This is a genomic window from Clostridia bacterium (assembly GCA_017438525.1).
In the GTDB taxonomy this organism is placed as follows: Bacteria; Bacillota; Clostridia; order Oscillospirales; family RGIG8002; genus RGIG8002.
Genome location: JAFRVI010000036.1, coordinates 1 through 15,193, shown reverse-complemented (window position 1 = coordinate 15,193; position 15,193 = coordinate 1). Strand labels below are relative to the sequence as shown.

Here is a 15,193-nt window from a genome sequence, read left to right as displayed (position 1 = left end):
CGTCTGCTTCGACGAACGCGAGAGCCCGCGGCTGATAAAAAAGCGCGGGCTGAAATGCGACGCGGTCTATTTTCACCCGTCGTTCCTCAACGTCAATATGACCTTCAAGCTCGTCCACAGCAGCAGCTACAGCCGTGTGGCACTGAGCCACGACCTGTTTCTGCTGAGACCGTTCACGGACGGGGAGAGATTCGTTTTCCCGCTGTTTGAAGAGCATAAGGACAGCGTGAAAAGAGCTTTTCAAAGAATGGACGACGAGTTGACCATTCAGCCGGACTGGTATTGGTCCTGCAGAAGCAGATCGCATTTTATGGAAATCATTCTCATGCTCGAGAAAACCTACGGGTTTTTCGGGCAGGGCGCTCACGATGAGTCGATAAGCCGGATCGCAGATCCGCATTTGAGAGACGCGGTCGTCTATATCGAGGGCAATTATCAGGAGAGCGTTACGGTGGAGAGTATCAGCAAGGCGGCGTCGATTAACCACTCCACTCTGAATGAGCTTTTCAAGGAGGAGTTCGATACGACGCCGATGGGGTACCTGTGGCAATACAGGGTGGACGTTGCGAAAAAACACCTGGAGTTCACCAACCTGCCGATCAAGGATATATCGCTGCGCTGCGGATTCAAAACGACGCAGCACTTCGTCAGGAAGTTCGGCGAGCTCACCGGCGCCACTCCGGCGGACTTCAGAGAAACGGCGGTCGCCGAGCGCAAGGCGGCGTTCAGATAAAACGCTCGCCGGCGTTTGCTGAACTGCCGAATCGTATCCCGGAGGTGCAGGATATGGCTGAGAAGCGTTCGAAAGCAGGGATTATAGCGTGGATAGCGGTCGCGCTGATAATTGCGGCACTGGCGGCGTTTTGTATATGGTTGCTCCTGTCTCCGTGGGTATACCACAGGGATATGGTGATAACGTCGTTCAGCGCGCAGGATAAAAACGATCTGTGTGCGTGCTTTGGTATTACCGTCGATGACTCTGCCGAGTTTTTAAGGTTCGAGTATCACGAAAGTTTCAGAGAAACCACGTATCATATGAAGATCAAAGTGAACAGCCCTGCGCAGGCGAGGAAAACACTGTCAAACTATTCGAAGCGGGATGGGCAGGAAAAGAAGTCTTTGTCGGGGAAGTATTTCCATACGGATGAATACTGTATCGGGGCTTCCGTTTCCGCCGAAAAATATTATGTCATTATTGAATTTAATGCGGATAGGTTTCTTTCGACCAAAACGTACAACCTGATGCGCGGTTATACCGACAGGCAGATCGCAGCGGGCAATTATGATGAATGGCAGGGGATGTGAAATGACGGAGATTCCCGCAGGTCCGGTAATACCGACGTGGCTGTCGTTATCGCTGGTGCTCGGCTTGGCGATCGCGCTTGTAGTGTTATATCCGGCGCGCAGAAAGAAGAATAAACGGACGTTCGCGATCCCCCTGATTTGCGGGATCGTCAGCGCGATCTCGTTCGCGGTGCCGTTCATAATCGCGTATCCGATCCGCGCAAGCAGTCACGCGCTGTATTCTTCGCTTTTCAATAACCTCTCAGCCTTCATATTGCCTGCCGCGCCGCTGTTCTCGCTGTTGGGGATGATCCTTTCCTTTGCCGAGCGCAGGAGAAACGCGGGCGTGAAGGTCTTGTGGTATGTGAATCTTACTATTTGCAGTCTTATCTTTTTCGCTTGTGCGGCAATGTGGTGCCTCGCTTCGGTTTGGGCATATGCCTTTGCGGGTGATGATATGGGTAAAAGGACGTTTACTATTGTATTTTTAGCTATTGCAACCTTTGCGGCTGTCGTTCTTGCCTTTCTCGTTTATTTCCTGACGAAGGGGCAGTCGGTGGAGATAACGGTCGGCGGAGAGAGTCTTTCGGTCGGACATACATTTAATGGCGATAATTACACAGTGGTGTGGGAGTGCGACGCGGGCTCGCTTTCTTCCGCAAGCACCGGTTCGGAGTATAAAGCGCCTTGCCAAAGCTCCTATTATCTCTATGCCGGTCTGAACGAAAACGTAATATGGTCGCCGGAAGATGACGACGGTTTTTCTTATCCGACCGCGACCGTGCGCATACGGGTATTCAAATACAAGGATGATCGACGATATCACAAGTGCGATAATGAGATCTATACAGATACCGTGACTGTATCGATCCGCGACGGAAGGCTGACGGAGGCGGAGAAGCGCGCTTTCGGCAATCCGGTCCGCGAGGGCTCGGACGATTGGCGGCAGATCGTATCTCCTTTCAGACAAGGGCATTATGTGGTTCTGCGTTACCGTTACGGGAAACCTTTGGTTTCGCCGGAGCGGGTCTGCTGGCAGACGAACGCCGTTTCGCTTTGCGCTGCGACGTTTCAGGATGCGCCCATATACACGGCATTCGGATATAACCCGCACCGGCTGCTGTATGAGAGCGATACGGTTTGCTATGATTTCAAAAAATTCTGCGGCGCCTATCTTGACGACAGCGACCCCGAACAGTATCCGGCGGTCATAAAGATAGAAGCTTTCAAAGAAAATGCGGACGGGAACCGTTCTGACGCCGCTGCGCTTACGATAACGTATTATTATGCCGATGAATCAAAGGGATACGAATTGTCGTTTTGAATTGACGCATAACGAGGAGGGAAGTTCGGCGAGCTCAACGGCGCCACTCCGGCGGATTTCAGAGAAGCGGCGGTCGCCGAACGCAAGGCGGCGTTCAAATGAAAGTGAAACGAACACAAGGAAGGCAATATGAAAAAGCACGGCAGAATGATTTCTTTAATACTTACTGCGGCGCTGCTGCTCTGCTGTCCCTCGCTGCTGTGCGCGTGCACGAAGGAGGTGCCGCCTGAGCGCGTGCCGTATCTCCCTGCGGAGAAAACGTTTGCATTTGAGGGGCCCGACATCAAAGCGTCCTACGTTGCAACTTATGAATGGAATGAAGATAACTGCGTTGTGTATCTGTCAGATCCGGCAGCGGGTATAACGAACCTTGGAACGCTCACATTCAAAAAGGTCGATGAAACCACCTTCGCACTTACCCACTCTTTATATGGCAAAGGCGCCGATGTTGTGAATTATTCCTACGGCTTTATTTTCGACGAGTCCGGTCGATTGAATTTGGTGGGAAGCGGCGCTTCCGGCGGCGCGGAGTTCGAATATGATGATGACAATACGATAAACGTCGTTTCCGGCGGCTCGCGATATGAAAATAACAATTGCAGAGTAGTGCTCGACCGCGAAAACAAGACCGCGACACTGACAAGAGACGAGAACGGTGAAATCTTTGTTATGCAGTATGACCACGACGGAAACGTTTGGCCGAAGCACGAGGGCGTAGAGCGCGAATACGTCAACGGCGGAGACCTGAAAAAGCTGCTTATCGATGGCGTCGGCATAACGGATACGGAGTTTTCGGGCAATGCGTTCACCGAGAGATGGCAGCGCCTGGCGGATAAGATTATCGATTTGAGGATGTTCGGTTTTTGTTCGATCGAATTGTGGCGCGACGGAGGCATTCAGGACGTATTCGTTGCTGTGGCAGTGACGGCGTTGGTGATATGAGCGCCTTGTATACGCAGATGTTTTGCTGCTTCGTCAAAGGGGGATTATTATGAAAAAGAAATATATCGGCGTATTTTCCCGTATATGCGGTGCGTTCAGCGTGCTGCTGTTTGTATTTTTGTCCATATTTATCTATATGTTGGCTTCCGGTTCGATCCCTCGGTGGATGCTGGGAAACACGGTGATCTATGCTTCGGCAGCGGCAGCTGTTTTTTCGATCACAGGCATCGTGTTGTCTCTTGTTGAACGCAGGATGAATACGAAGGTCAAGCCCTTTTGGTATATGAATCTGTTTGAATGCTCTCTGACTTTTACGGCCTATGTTTTATGGTGGATTTTTATGATGCTCGCTGCTGAAGGTGGATATTCCGGAGAAAGGGAAACCGTGAGACTGATAATGTTTATCATCGCTCTCGCTTTACCCGTTATCCTCGGTGCAGTCGTGTATCTTGCGGCAAAATGGCTGTCGGCAAAACCGAAGCCGGCAGAGAAGGAGCCAGAATGAAAAGAAGCATAGCCGCGATCCTGTTGTTGGCGCTTGCGCTGTCGCTGACCGGATGCATCGGGACCGTCGTTAATTTCGGGGCGCCGGTGCGGAACGACAAAGAAACGGTCAAAACAGAATACGGCGATGAGTTTATCATATCAGTAGTTGTGAATGATTTCCCATCGCAGAAAACCATCCTGACCGCTTCGCATAGTGGCCAGGATGGCGAATTGCTATCTATTCGCGCCGAGGGACATGATTCATACTATGCTTATGAGAAATACGACTATTATGATATTGTCGAGAATCCGACGGAGATAGTGGCGGAATACAAGGATGATGATCTGAGAGCTTATCTCTTCAACTGGGGAATGGTATACTCGTCGGACGGAGGCGTTACGTTTTCCGGAGTGGCAAAACACGAGTATAACGCCCGTGCATTGGAGGAGGACGATGTTGGACCGATTCTTTCAAAGCTGGGGATCAGATTGTTCGACGGTCGTACGTATAAGCCGGAATCGGTGCTCGGCAGATCGCTGCTTTCGATAATGGAGGAGTATGTTTGGTTCGACGAGACCGTATATGACGTTGATGATACGGGCAGAGAGATAGTAAAAGAAGGTCGGTATCACCTCAAAAAAGCAAGGTCGGAAAACGAAGAACGAATAGACCTTGTTATCGTATTTGAGAATGATATCGCAACGGAAGCGTATATCACAAACGCGCTTAGTGATTAGTTGTATCAGCAGTTCCAAGGAGGCGACATTATGAAAAAGCACGGCAAACTTATTTCTTTTATACTTGCGGCGGCGATGCTGTTTGCATTGCTTCCGACCGGGATCATCGCGTCCGCCGAGAGCGTGAACAGCGGCAAATGCGGCGATGATCTGACGTGGGAGCTTGACTCCGACGGCAACCTCACCATTACCGGCACCGGTGATATGTGGGACTATCTCGCGGACAGCCAAATCCCGTGGGGGCGCGAGGTGAAAAGCGTTTCCATCGGCGAGGGCGTGACGACAGTCGGCGACTGCGCCTTTTACGAATGCCTCGAGCTCGCGGAGGTGAGCCTGCCCTCCACTATCAAGAGGATAGGCTTCGCGGCGTTCTGGAGCTGCGTCGCGCTGACGGAGATCGACATTCCCGACGGCGCGACGGAAATAGGCAACGCCGCGTTCGCCGAATGCGTATCGCTCGCGAGCATAAGCGTCCCCGACAGCGTGACGACCGTCGGCTCCGGCGCGTTCGATAATACCGCGTACTACTGCGACTGCAAATCGAACTGGGAAGACGGTATGCTCTATATGGGCAAATGCCTGATAAGAGCGGATTACTACGATGTCGGCGGCGTCTGCGTGATAAAGGACGGGACGGTCGGCATAGCCACCGACGCGTTTTCGTTCTGCCGAGAGCTTACCGGCGTGAGCATCCCGAAAAGCGTCAGGGTTATCGGCGAATCCGTGTTCGGCTACTGCACCGCGCTGACGGACGTGACGATACCGAGGGGCGTGACGGAGATAAAGCACGGGCTGTTCCTCGGGTGCACCGCGCTGACGGAGGTCGACATCCCGGACGGCGTGACGAGCATAGGATACATAGCCTTCTGCGACTGCGCTTCGCTGGAAAGGGTGAGGATCCCCGCGAGCGTGACGGGTATCCGCGACGACGCGTTCCACGGGTGCCCCGGGTTGACGCTCGAGGTCTATGAGGGCAGTTACGCGCAGCGTTTCGCCGAGGAGCAGGGTATCCCTTACCGCCTTTTGACGAGCGGCCCCTGCGGCGACGCGTTGACGTGGGAGTTCGCGGACGGCGATAAGCTCGCGCTCGTGATAAGCGGCGAGGGCGCTATGTACGATTTCGGCGCGAACGGCGCGCCTTGGGGAAACGGCATAACGAGCGTTACCTTCGGCGAGGGCGCGGAAACGATAGGTGACTATGCATTCGCGTTCTGCGGCGGCTTGACCGACGTTATCGTTCCGGAAGGCGTGACGAGCATAGGCGAACAGGCGTTTTACGGGTGCGGCGCTCTCGCGGGCGTGACGCTTCCCGAAAGCGTGACGTTTATAGGCAGCCGCGCGCTGCCGAACCGCAGCAAGCTCGTTGTGCGGGTTTATAAGGATTCATACGCGCACAGTTACGCGGTCGAAAACGGATATAAATACGAGCTCATCGGCGCTGCCGCCGCAAAAGGCGATCCGGACGGCGACGGTGAGGTCACTGTTTCCGATGCTCTTTCCGCGCTGCGCGTGGCGGCGAAGCTTGCCGAGCCGACGGACGACCTTCTTGCCGCCTGCGATATCGACGGCGACGGCGAAATAACGGTTTCCGACGCGCTTGCCATCCTCCGCGTCGCCGCGAAGCTCGCGGACGCTCTATAAGCCTTCCCCTTGAGGGGAAGGTGGCGAGAAGGGCAACGCCCTTCGAGACGGATGAGGTGTAGCCGCGAAGCTGACGGATTCGCTGTAAATCTGGGATGTAATAATACATAAACCGTGTTGTTGCCGTAATTTGTCACTGACAAATTGCGGCAACACTTGTTTTATCACCGCATCCTTCTTGCCGCGTTGGCGGTTTCGGGGGCGATAGTATACTTTGCGGCAAAATGCCGTCAGCAAGACTCATAAAGCCGGTTTTGTTATCTGTGCGTCATTTTTGTTATCTGTGCGTAAGTTTTTTCCCAAAACCCGTTGACAAAAAATGGGGGTGGTACTATAGTTGACAGTGAGGCGTATCAAGGAGGCGATACTATGAAAAAGCACGGCAGACTTCTTTCTATTATACTGGCGGCGGCGATGCTGCTCGCCCTGCTTCCGACCGGGATCATCGCGTCCGCCGAGATCGTGAACAGCGGCAAATGCGGCGATGATCTGACGTGGGAGCTTTACGATAACGGTCTCCTTACCATTACCGGCACCGGAGAGATGTGGGATTATTATTCGTTGAGTGTGAAACCGTGGCAATCAGGTTCGCAAACTTGTGTTATTGCCGAAGGAGTGACGAGGATCGGAGATTATGCTTTCGAGCGCTGTTTTAATTTGAGAAGATTGAGGGTACCGTTGAGCGTTACGAGTATCGGAAAGAGAGCATTCGCGAGCAACTATGCTCTGGTTCTTGAAGTATATGAGGACTCGGCGGCACATCAGTACGCAGTCGACGGCGGTATACCTTTCCGCGTCGTGAACGGAGCCGCAGGCAATGCGTGCGGCGATGATCTGACATGGGAACTTGACGAAGACGGGAAGCTCACCATCACCGGCACCGGCGATATGTGGGATTATTCAAAAAACGTAGCGCCATGGGACACTGCGCCGAAAGCCGTTACTGTCGGAGACGGCGTGACGAGCATAGGAAGTTGGGCGTTTGCGTTCTGCGCGAAGCTGGAAAGCATAAGTCTGCCTGACGGCATAACGAGCATCGGTGAACGGGCATTCTGCGAATGTACCGCTTTGTCCGGCATAAGCATACCCGATACCGTTACGAGCATTGGCGGAAACGCATTTTCCCTCTGCGCCGGACTGAAGAGTATTACGCTGCCGGACAGTGTGACGAGTATCGGCCGCAGTTCTTTCAGTTACTGTGCCGATCTGGCGGATGTAACGCTGCCGAAAGGGCTTACGGTAATTGAAGAAAGTATGTTCAGGGGCTGCAGTGCCATGACGGGCATAGAAATGCCCGACGGTCTGACGCGTATCGGCGATTTGGCGTTTTACGGGTGCGGCGTTATGAAAGACGTATATCTTCCGGATAGCGTGACGAGCATAGGTGAATATGCGTTCGCCTACTGTACCGCTCTTGAAAATATTGTCTTACCGGCAAGTGTAAGCAGCATCGGAGCTCAGGCGTTTGCCTACTGTGAGAGCTTGAAGAACCTGACGATACCCGACGGAGTCACGGTTATCAATGATCGTACATTTAAGGATTGCACCGCTCTTAAAACAGTAAGCGTACCCGGGAGCGTGGAGGAAATCTACGATTCTGCATTTTCAGGTTGCCCGGCTTTGACTCTCGAAGTGTATGAGGATACGGAAGCGTTATTGCACGCGATATCCAACAGGATACCGTTCCGTTTCGTGGGCGCAGCCGTAAGCGGCAAATGCGGCGATAATCTCACGTGGGAGCTTGATGAAGAGGATAATCTTACTATCAGCGGCACCGGCGATATGCGGGATTATGATTATGAGAGCGGTTACGCGCCGTGGAGAGGGACTCCGAGAACCGTTACGATCGGCGACGGAGTGACGAGCATCGGCACGTCGGCGTTCTGGGAGTGTGTCGGCTTGACAACTGTAACCCTTCCCGAAGGATTGACGCGCATTGGTTACGGTGCGTTTATGTACTGCCCCGCTTTGAAGGAAATAAACATACCTGACAGCGTGATAAGTATAGGGAATAGGGCGTTTGAAAAAACAAGAATATTTGATGATCAGTCGAATTGGGGAGACGGCGTGCTGTATATCGGCAATTGGCTGATAAAAGCGACAGAGAGCATATCCGGCGACTTCACGGTAAGAGACGGGACGATCGGCATAGCCGATCAAGCGTTTGATCACTGTGTGGATCTGACCGGTTTAACTCTTCCCGACGGCATAAGAAGCATTGGCAGTTTCGCTTTCGCCAGCTGTCGTAATTTGGCATGCTTGAATATACCGGAAAGCGTTACGACTATCGGTGATAAAGCATTCTTGTCCTGCAACAGTCTGACGAGCATCAATATACCGGACGGCGTTGTGAGAATCGGCGAAAGTACTTTCAACAGCTGCTTCGCTTTGACGGATATATATATTCCCGACAGCGTGACGTCAATTGACCAGGCGGCGTTCTGCAACTGTTCCGGTCTGACGAGTGTGAGACTTCCCGACGGCATAAGGAGTATCAGCGACTATGCGTTTGAAGGATGCGTCTCTTTGACGAGCGTGACGATACCCGCAAACGTAATGAGCATCGGACGGAGCGCGTTCAGTGGCTGCACCGGACTCAAGAGCGTAAGAATACCCGACAGCGTGATAAGCATCGGCAATTGGGCGTTTAACGGTTGCACCGGTCTGACGAGCGTTACTATTCCTAAAAGCGTAAAGAGTATCGAATTCGGCGCGTTTAACGACTGCACCGAACTGACTCTTTCTGTATTCAAGCATTCGATAGGTTATCGATATGCGGTCAGTAACAACATACCTTATAAGTTGATAAACGGAAACGTTACGAAGGGCGACCCCGACGGCGACGGAGAGATCACCGTTTCCGACGCTCTTTCCGCGCTGCGCGTCGCCGCGAAGCTCGCGGAGCCCACCGACGAGCTGATCGCCTGCTGCGATATCGACGGCGACGGCGAAATAACGGTTTCCGACGCCCTTGCGATCCTCCGCGTCGCCGCGAAGCTCGCGGACGCTCTATAAGCCTTCCCCTTGAGGGGAAGGTGGCGAGAAGGGCAACGCCCTTCGAGACGGATGAGGTGTAGCCGCGAAGCTCGCGGATTCGCTGTAAACTTGTCATCCTGAACGCATCGTATGATCCCGCATCTTTTGCGGCGGTCTGCATATTGAATCAGATTCCTCGTCGGCTGCGCTTGCCCGAAATGACTTGCTTTATATGCTCAAAGCCTAATAAATAATAACAAAAAAGGGGAGATCGGAATGTACTGTGAAAAATGCAATGCCAAGCTGCCGGATAATACGAAGTTCTGCACCTCCTGCGGCGCTTACATAGAGTCGCGCAAACACGAGGCACAGGATCCGAACGCGTCGCTGTATCAGGACCCGTTCAGAGGGTTCCCGATGAAATGGCACAAGTTTCTGATATATTTCGCACTTTGGGCGTCCGCGGTGCTGAATCTTGTCTTCGCAACCCGAACGTTAACGCTTGTGTTCGGCGGAAACGCCGACTATTCTGCGGTTCCTAATATCTTCAAGTATATAGACGTTATTTATGCCGTTATCACTATAGGCATCGCGGCGCTGCAGTTCGTTACCGTGGTCAGACTTATAGGACTAAAGCGCGGCGCGCCGCAGCTTCTTATAAAAACATACATCGCGGTCGGCGCTTCCGATGTAATCTACACCATCATAGCTTACGCCATCTTGATCAAACAGTATGGATCGGTGATAAGTTTGCTTTCTCCTACACTCGTGTTCAAGATAGCAATATCCGTTATTATGGTTTGCGCCAACATAATGTATTATAAGAAGCGCGAAGCGCTTTTCGTGAACTGAAACGGTTGTTTATGATTGTTGCCGTAATTTGTCACTGACAAATTACGGCAACACTTGTTTTATCCGCGAAAATCTGCTATAATCGTTATGAAAACACGAAAGGAGCGCGCGATATGGATAACAGAGTACGGCTTTGCGAAGACGGCAAATACCGCTGGGTCTACGAGATGTCGCTTTTCAAAAACCCGACGGTATTCCTGCTGCTCATCAAGATCTTTTCGTTCATCTTCCTCGGGATGTTCGTTCTGATGACGGTGATCGGCATGGGGGATTCTGATTTCTGGTGGAGCGGATTTTTGAGCAACCTCAAGGTATTCGGCATCATCTTTGCCGGAATGATCGTGCTGGTGGGTATCGGCTACCTCATCTACGCCGCGATCATGGGAGGCAAATACGTCGTCGAGTTCGAGATGGACGAGAACGGCGTCAACCACAGGCAGACCGAGAAGCAGGCGAAGAAGGCGCGCGGCATCGGCGTCGCGGCCGCGGTGATAGGCGCCGCCGCCGGACGTCCCGGCACGGTCGGCGCGGGGCTCGCGGCGACGCGCACGGAGATGTATTCCGAGTTCGCGAAGGTGCGCAGGGTCAAGGCGTACCCCCGCCGCGGACTGCTGAAGGTCAACGCCGGGCTCAATCACAATCAGGTCTACGCCGCGCCGGAGGACTTCGAGTTCGTCCGCGGGTTTATAGTTTCGCACTGCCCGAATCTGAAGTGAGGGAAAGGGTTGTCATCCTGAGCGGAGCAGCCGCGGGCTGCGAAGTCGAAGGATCTTGTCGGTAACGTTAATAACAAAAGAAAAAGTGTGCAGTCGAAAACGTGACTTTACCGTTCGTTTTCTTCCGCACACTTATATTTTTGACAAAAACTCGTCCTTAAGATCCTTCGGCTGCGCGTGCTTCGCCCGCTCCGCTCAGGATGACAGATCGACCGCTGCGTTCCGTAAGATCCTTCGCCTCCGCTCAGGATGACAAACCTATCGGCGCTTGCGTTTGCTCACTTCGTTCGCAGCTCGCCGACGGGCGCGGACCAGTCGAGCGGTACGGGGTCGGAGGGGGAGCTTTCGAGCTTCACCTCGCGGCGCTCGGCGCTGCTGCGGACAAAGCCGTCCATTATCTCCAGCACGTGCAGCCCGAGGCGGCCGGAGGCGTTGTTGACGCGTCCCTCCTCGAGCGCGAGCGCGAGCTCGGAAACGCCCATCCCGCGCATATTCTCCACGTAGCCGGAGACGAGCGGAACGTCGTGGAAGTCCATATTCTCCTGTGTGGCGACCTTGACTTCGCCGCCGAAGTTGTTCGGGTCGGGCGCGTTCAGCGAGCCGTCGGTGCCGTAAATCTGCATTATCGGCATCCAGTGGTTCCATACGTCGAAGCTCGTCACGAGCGTGACTATCGCGCCGTTCGCGAAGCGGATCAGCCCCGCGTCGTGCGTGTCGACCTTCACCGGAATCACCTCGCCGCGCCTCGGCTCGCTGCCGATGACGCGGGTGTCGCTGCCGCGTCCGCAGTAGGCGAAGACGCTCTCCGCCCTGCCGAGCATGCGCACGAGCGCGGTGACGTAGTACGGGCCCATGTCGAACAGCGGCCCGCCGCCGTAGTCGTAGTAGAAATCGGGCGAGGGATGCCAGCCCTCGTGCCCGTGGCACATCATGAACGCCGAGCCCGCGACGGGTCTGCCTATCGCGCCGCTCTTTATCTGCTCGCAGCAGGTCTGTATGCCCGCGCCGAGGAAGGTGTCCGGCGCGCAGCCGACGTAAAGCCCCCTGCTTTCCGCCAGCTCGATCAGCTCCTTGCCCTCGGCGTAGTTGAGCGCCAGCGGCTTTTCGACGTAGACGTGCTTGCCGGCGAGCAGGACTTTTTTGTTTATGGAGTAGTGGCTCAGCGGAGTCGTGAGGTTGAGTATCAGGTCGATCCCGCCGTCCGCGAGCATTTCGTCGAGCGTCATCACGCGGACGCCGTAGCGCTCCGCCTTCTCTCGCGCGCGGTTTTCGTCGAGGTCCGCGACGGCGGCGACGGAGACGTTTTTGAACCTGCCCGTGAGGTTATCGAGATAGATGCCGCTGATGTTGCCGCATCCGACTATGCCTATATTCATACCGTTACCTCGCTGCGTAAAGGAATCCGCGGCGCATCAGTTCCCGCGCCTGCGGTATGTCGAAGGTGTATCTGTTGTGCCCGACGCTCAGATAGAAGACGCGCCCCTCGCCCCAGCGCTTCGTGAAGCAGGCGGGAACGTCCACCGGCCCGTTGACGGAGTGGTGCCAGTCGGCGGTGGGGAAGCGGATCGTCGCCAGCACGTTGACCGCGGGGTCGACGTGCAGGTAATACTGCTCGCTCGTTATCTCGAAGTCGTCTATGCCGTCGGTTATCGGGTCGGGGTTGGCGCGGTTCATCTTCACCGTATAGGTGACCTCGCCGCCCGGGTGCGCGACGAACTGCGCGCCGGTGACGAACTGCCACAGGTCGCAGTTTCTGAAGGCGTCGCAGAGCCCCGCGTGGCATCCGGCGATGCCGACTCCGGAGGCGACCGCCTCACTGACGTTCCAGGCGCCGTCGCCGGAGATGTCGCCCATAGTCCAGTCCGGCACGAGCAGGTCGTACTGCCTCAGGTCGCCCTCGTACGCTTTCAGGTCATCCGAACGGTCGACCTCGAAGCCTTCTTTGCGGAGTATCTCTTCAAAGACGTCCGCGACGCCGACGGGATCGTGTCCGTCCCACCCGCCGTAAACGATAAGTGCTTTTTTCATGGTGTTGCCTCCTTGCGTTTCGTTATATCATTATTGAAATCAAAGCTCGTTTTCGGGCCGCGCCTCTTCGGTTGCGGCCGCGTTCCCCTCCGCCTGCTCCGCGCCGAGCTTGCAGAGGCAGGAGCCGGTGAGCAGCAGCGCGCCGGTCAGTATCGTCAGCGCGCCGGAGAAGTTTATCTCGGCGAGGTCGGGATGCGTCAGCTTCATGATGCCGTAGAAGATTCCCGCGGCGGCATAAGCGCCGATGGGGATGAATATCGCGAGCAGTCCGAGCCGGCGCAGCTCGGCGGCTCCGCCGAAGGTGAAGGGCGTGCCGTCCTTCAGCTCGCGCTTGAAGTAGTTGATCGCGAACTTCGAGAGCACCGCCTCGCCGGCGCTGATTATCACTCCGCATATCAGCGCGGTGAGCATGTAGTCCGCGGTCAGCGCGACCGCGCCCCCGTCGAACTTCACGAGGTATCTGTTGACGAAATCGACCATACCGCCGCCGATGATCCCGGTCAGCAGCGCTCCGATCGCGCAGAGCGCGCCGGCGACGATCGAGCAGACGAAAACTATCGTGCTGAGTATTCTGCCCGCTTTCGCGAGCCCCTGAACTGTTTTCAGTGATTTCATGTTTGTCCCTCCGAAAAGGCGTTGATGTCGGCGCCGCGCCGATAAATCCATTTTAGTCCGTGTTTGCGAAAAAGTCAACGGCGTAGCGTCATTTAACGAATCCGTGGCGGGACTATCGGCAGAATGCACAAAAAACCGTGCGCGTTTTTGTGCAAAATCACGATGAAAACGGCGGTTTTCACAACACTATGAAAAAAATATCAAAAAAGATTGGTTTTACATCTTGCAAAAAGTGTGTTATTATAATATTGCTACCAAGCTAACAAGCGCTCACGCGCCGAAATAGGAGGATAATCAATGGCAAGCGTAACCTTGAAAGAAATCTACAAAAAGTATCCCGGCGGAGTTATGGCCGTTTCCGACTTCAACCTGGAGATAAAGGACAAGGAATTTATCATCCTCGTCGGCCCCTCCGGCTGCGGAAAGTCCACCACCCTGCGTATGATCGCCGGCCTCGAGGAGATCACCAGCGGCGAGCTGCTCATCGACAACAAGCTCGTCAACGACGTCGCCCCGAAGGACAGAGACATCGCGATGGTCTTCCAGAACTACGCCCTTTATCCGCATATGACGGTTTTCGACAACATGGCGTTCGGCCTGAAGCTGCGCAAGACTCCGAAGGAGGAGATCAAGCGCCGCGTCGCGGAGGCCGCCCGCATCCTCGATATCGAGCACCTGCTCGACAGAAAGCCGAAGGCGCTTTCCGGCGGTCAGCGCCAGAGAGTCGCGCTCGGACGCGCTATCGTCCGTGAGCCGAAGGTCTTCCTTCTCGACGAGCCGCTGTCCAACCTGGACGCGAAGCTCCGCGCGCAGATGCGCACCGAGCTTTCCAAGCTGCACAAGAGCATCGGCACGACCTTCATCTACGTTACCCACGACCAGACCGAAGCCATGACGATGGCGGACCGCATCGTCGTCATGAAGGACGGTCTCATTCAGCAGGTCGATACTCCTCAGAACCTCTACGACAAGCCGGTCAACACCTTCGTCGCCGGATTCATCGGCTCCCCGCAGATGAACTTCATCGACGCGAAGCTGGACGAGGAGAACGGCACCTACTACGCCGTCTTCGGCAAAGACAGAGACGTCTACCGCCTGAAGCTGCCGGAGAGCAAGAACCGCCGCGACTGCCTGAAGCCCTACATAGACAAGGACATCATCCTCGGCATCCGTCCGGAGCACATCCACGACGAGCCCGAGCTGCTTGAGAAGCACGCCGACGGTCTCCTTTCCGCCGACGTCGAGGTCACCGAGCTCATGGGCGCGGAGATCTATCTCTACGTCAACGTCGTCGGCAACGCGATCACCGCGCGCGTCGACTCCACCTCGCAGGCCCGCTCCGGCGACAAGATCAAGATGGCGATCGATATGAACCGCGTCCACATCTTCGACAAGGAAACCGAGCAGACCATCAGCAACTGACGGCGTATTGCCTTCCCCTTGAGGGGAAGGTGGCGCGCAGCGCCGGATGAGGTGTAGCCGCGAAGCGGCGTCGCCCGTTATCCTGAGGCGGCTTACCGCCGAAGGATCCCCCGCAGACAGCAGAAACGTCGGACACCTCCCTCAGACGAGGGAGGTGTCGGTTTTTGGG

14 protein-coding genes are annotated in these 15,193 nt (G+C 55.0%); 11 read left to right on the top strand and 3 right to left on the bottom strand.

What is annotated here, in order from left to right:
- The 10 genes from IJL83_03750 to IJL83_03705 all read left to right on the top strand — a co-directional run.
- Positions 1–733, top strand: a 733-nt coding sequence (locus IJL83_03750; GenBank protein ID MBQ6552712.1) for a helix-turn-helix transcriptional regulator, incomplete at its 5' end; no start/stop codon positions are given.
- A gap of 53 nt (positions 734–786) precedes the next feature.
- The gene (locus tag IJL83_03745) at positions 787–1,305 is read left to right on the top strand and encodes a hypothetical protein (protein MBQ6552711.1); all 519 of its coding nucleotides are present in this window, start codon (positions 787–789) and stop codon (positions 1,303–1,305) included.
- Between the two features lies 1 nt (position 1,306).
- Positions 1,307–2,608, top strand: coding sequence for a UbiA prenyltransferase family protein (locus IJL83_03740; protein ID MBQ6552710.1), 1,302 nt, complete (start codon positions 1,307–1,309; stop codon positions 2,606–2,608).
- Between the two features lie 129 nt (positions 2,609–2,737).
- A complete protein-coding gene (locus IJL83_03735; GenBank protein ID MBQ6552709.1) occupies positions 2,738–3,550 on the top strand; it encodes a hypothetical protein in 813 nt (270 codons plus the stop codon).
- A gap of 49 nt (positions 3,551–3,599) precedes the next feature.
- The gene (locus tag IJL83_03730; protein MBQ6552708.1) at positions 3,600–4,055 is read left to right on the top strand and encodes a hypothetical protein; all 456 of its coding nucleotides are present in this window, start codon (positions 3,600–3,602) and stop codon (positions 4,053–4,055) included.
- Positions 4,052–4,774, top strand: coding sequence for a hypothetical protein (locus IJL83_03725; protein ID MBQ6552707.1), 723 nt, complete (start codon positions 4,052–4,054; stop codon positions 4,772–4,774). The genes IJL83_03730 and IJL83_03725 overlap by 4 nt, the downstream gene beginning before the upstream one ends.
- 30 nt (positions 4,775–4,804) lie before the next feature.
- Positions 4,805–6,415, top strand: a complete 1,611-nt coding sequence (locus tag IJL83_03720; protein MBQ6552706.1) for a leucine-rich repeat protein — start codon at positions 4,805–4,807, stop codon at positions 6,413–6,415.
- 369 nt (positions 6,416–6,784) lie between these two features.
- Positions 6,785–9,430 carry a leucine-rich repeat protein gene (locus IJL83_03715; protein ID MBQ6552705.1) on the top strand — a complete coding sequence of 882 codons (2,646 nt, stop codon included), beginning with the start codon at positions 6,785–6,787 and terminating at the stop codon, positions 9,428–9,430.
- 237 nt (positions 9,431–9,667) lie between these two features.
- Positions 9,668–10,243 carry a zinc ribbon domain-containing protein gene (locus IJL83_03710; protein ID MBQ6552704.1) on the top strand — a complete coding sequence of 192 codons (576 nt, stop codon included), beginning with the start codon at positions 9,668–9,670 and terminating at the stop codon, positions 10,241–10,243.
- Positions 10,244–10,356: 113 nt separating this feature from the next.
- A complete protein-coding gene (locus tag IJL83_03705; protein MBQ6552703.1) occupies positions 10,357–10,959 on the top strand; it encodes a hypothetical protein in 603 nt (200 codons plus the stop codon).
- Positions 10,960–11,237: 278 nt separating this feature from the next.
- Here IJL83_03705 and IJL83_03700 read toward each other — a convergent pair whose 3' ends face one another.
- Genes IJL83_03700 through IJL83_03690 form a run of 3 tightly spaced genes read right to left on the bottom strand, consistent with a single transcriptional unit; the run spans position 11,238 to position 13,602 of the window.
- Positions 11,238–12,335, bottom strand: coding sequence for a Gfo/Idh/MocA family oxidoreductase (locus tag IJL83_03700; protein ID MBQ6552702.1), 1,098 nt, complete (start codon positions 12,333–12,335; stop codon positions 11,238–11,240).
- 4 nt (positions 12,336–12,339) lie between these two features.
- Complete coding sequence (locus IJL83_03695) at positions 12,340–12,987, bottom strand: ThuA domain-containing protein (GenBank protein MBQ6552701.1); 648 nt, start codon at positions 12,985–12,987, stop codon at positions 12,340–12,342.
- Between the two features lie 39 nt (positions 12,988–13,026).
- On the bottom strand, positions 13,027–13,602 hold the full coding sequence (locus IJL83_03690; GenBank protein MBQ6552700.1) for a hypothetical protein: 576 nt from the start codon (positions 13,600–13,602) through the stop codon (positions 13,027–13,029).
- A gap of 297 nt (positions 13,603–13,899) precedes the next feature.
- Between IJL83_03690 and ugpC the strand changes: the two genes are divergently transcribed.
- Positions 13,900–15,024 (top strand): sn-glycerol-3-phosphate ABC transporter ATP-binding protein UgpC, encoded by a 1,125-nt coding sequence (gene ugpC / locus IJL83_03685; GenBank protein ID MBQ6552699.1) that lies wholly within the window; start codon positions 13,900–13,902, stop codon positions 15,022–15,024.
- Positions 15,025–15,193: the final 169 nt, after the last annotated feature.

What these genes read in the sequence shown, in the direction of transcription:
- IJL83_03745 (MBQ6552711.1), top strand. Translation starts at nt 787, where the DNA reads ATGGCTGAGAAGCGTTCGAAAGCAGGGATTATAGCGTGGATAGCGGTC.
- IJL83_03740 (MBQ6552710.1), top strand. Translation starts at nt 1,307, where the DNA reads ATGACGGAGATTCCCGCAGGTCCGGTAATACCGACGTGGCTGTCGTTA.
- IJL83_03735 (MBQ6552709.1), top strand. Translation starts at nt 2,738, where the DNA reads ATGAAAAAGCACGGCAGAATGATTTCTTTAATACTTACTGCGGCGCTG.
- IJL83_03730 (MBQ6552708.1), top strand. Translation starts at nt 3,600, where the DNA reads ATGAAAAAGAAATATATCGGCGTATTTTCCCGTATATGCGGTGCGTTC.
- IJL83_03725 (MBQ6552707.1), top strand. Translation starts at nt 4,052, where the DNA reads ATGAAAAGAAGCATAGCCGCGATCCTGTTGTTGGCGCTTGCGCTGTCG.
- IJL83_03720 (MBQ6552706.1), top strand. Translation starts at nt 4,805, where the DNA reads ATGAAAAAGCACGGCAAACTTATTTCTTTTATACTTGCGGCGGCGATG.
- IJL83_03715 (MBQ6552705.1), top strand. Translation starts at nt 6,785, where the DNA reads ATGAAAAAGCACGGCAGACTTCTTTCTATTATACTGGCGGCGGCGATG.
- IJL83_03710 (MBQ6552704.1), top strand. Translation starts at nt 9,668, where the DNA reads ATGTACTGTGAAAAATGCAATGCCAAGCTGCCGGATAATACGAAGTTC.
- IJL83_03705 (MBQ6552703.1), top strand. Translation starts at nt 10,357, where the DNA reads ATGGATAACAGAGTACGGCTTTGCGAAGACGGCAAATACCGCTGGGTC.
- IJL83_03700 (MBQ6552702.1), bottom strand. Translation starts at nt 12,335, where the DNA reads ATGAATATAGGCATAGTCGGATGCGGCAACATCAGCGGCATCTATCTC.
- IJL83_03695 (MBQ6552701.1), bottom strand. Translation starts at nt 12,987, where the DNA reads ATGAAAAAAGCACTTATCGTTTACGGCGGGTGGGACGGACACGATCCC.
- IJL83_03690 (MBQ6552700.1), bottom strand. Translation starts at nt 13,602, where the DNA reads ATGAAATCACTGAAAACAGTTCAGGGGCTCGCGAAAGCGGGCAGAATA.
- ugpC (MBQ6552699.1), top strand. Translation starts at nt 13,900, where the DNA reads ATGGCAAGCGTAACCTTGAAAGAAATCTACAAAAAGTATCCCGGCGGA.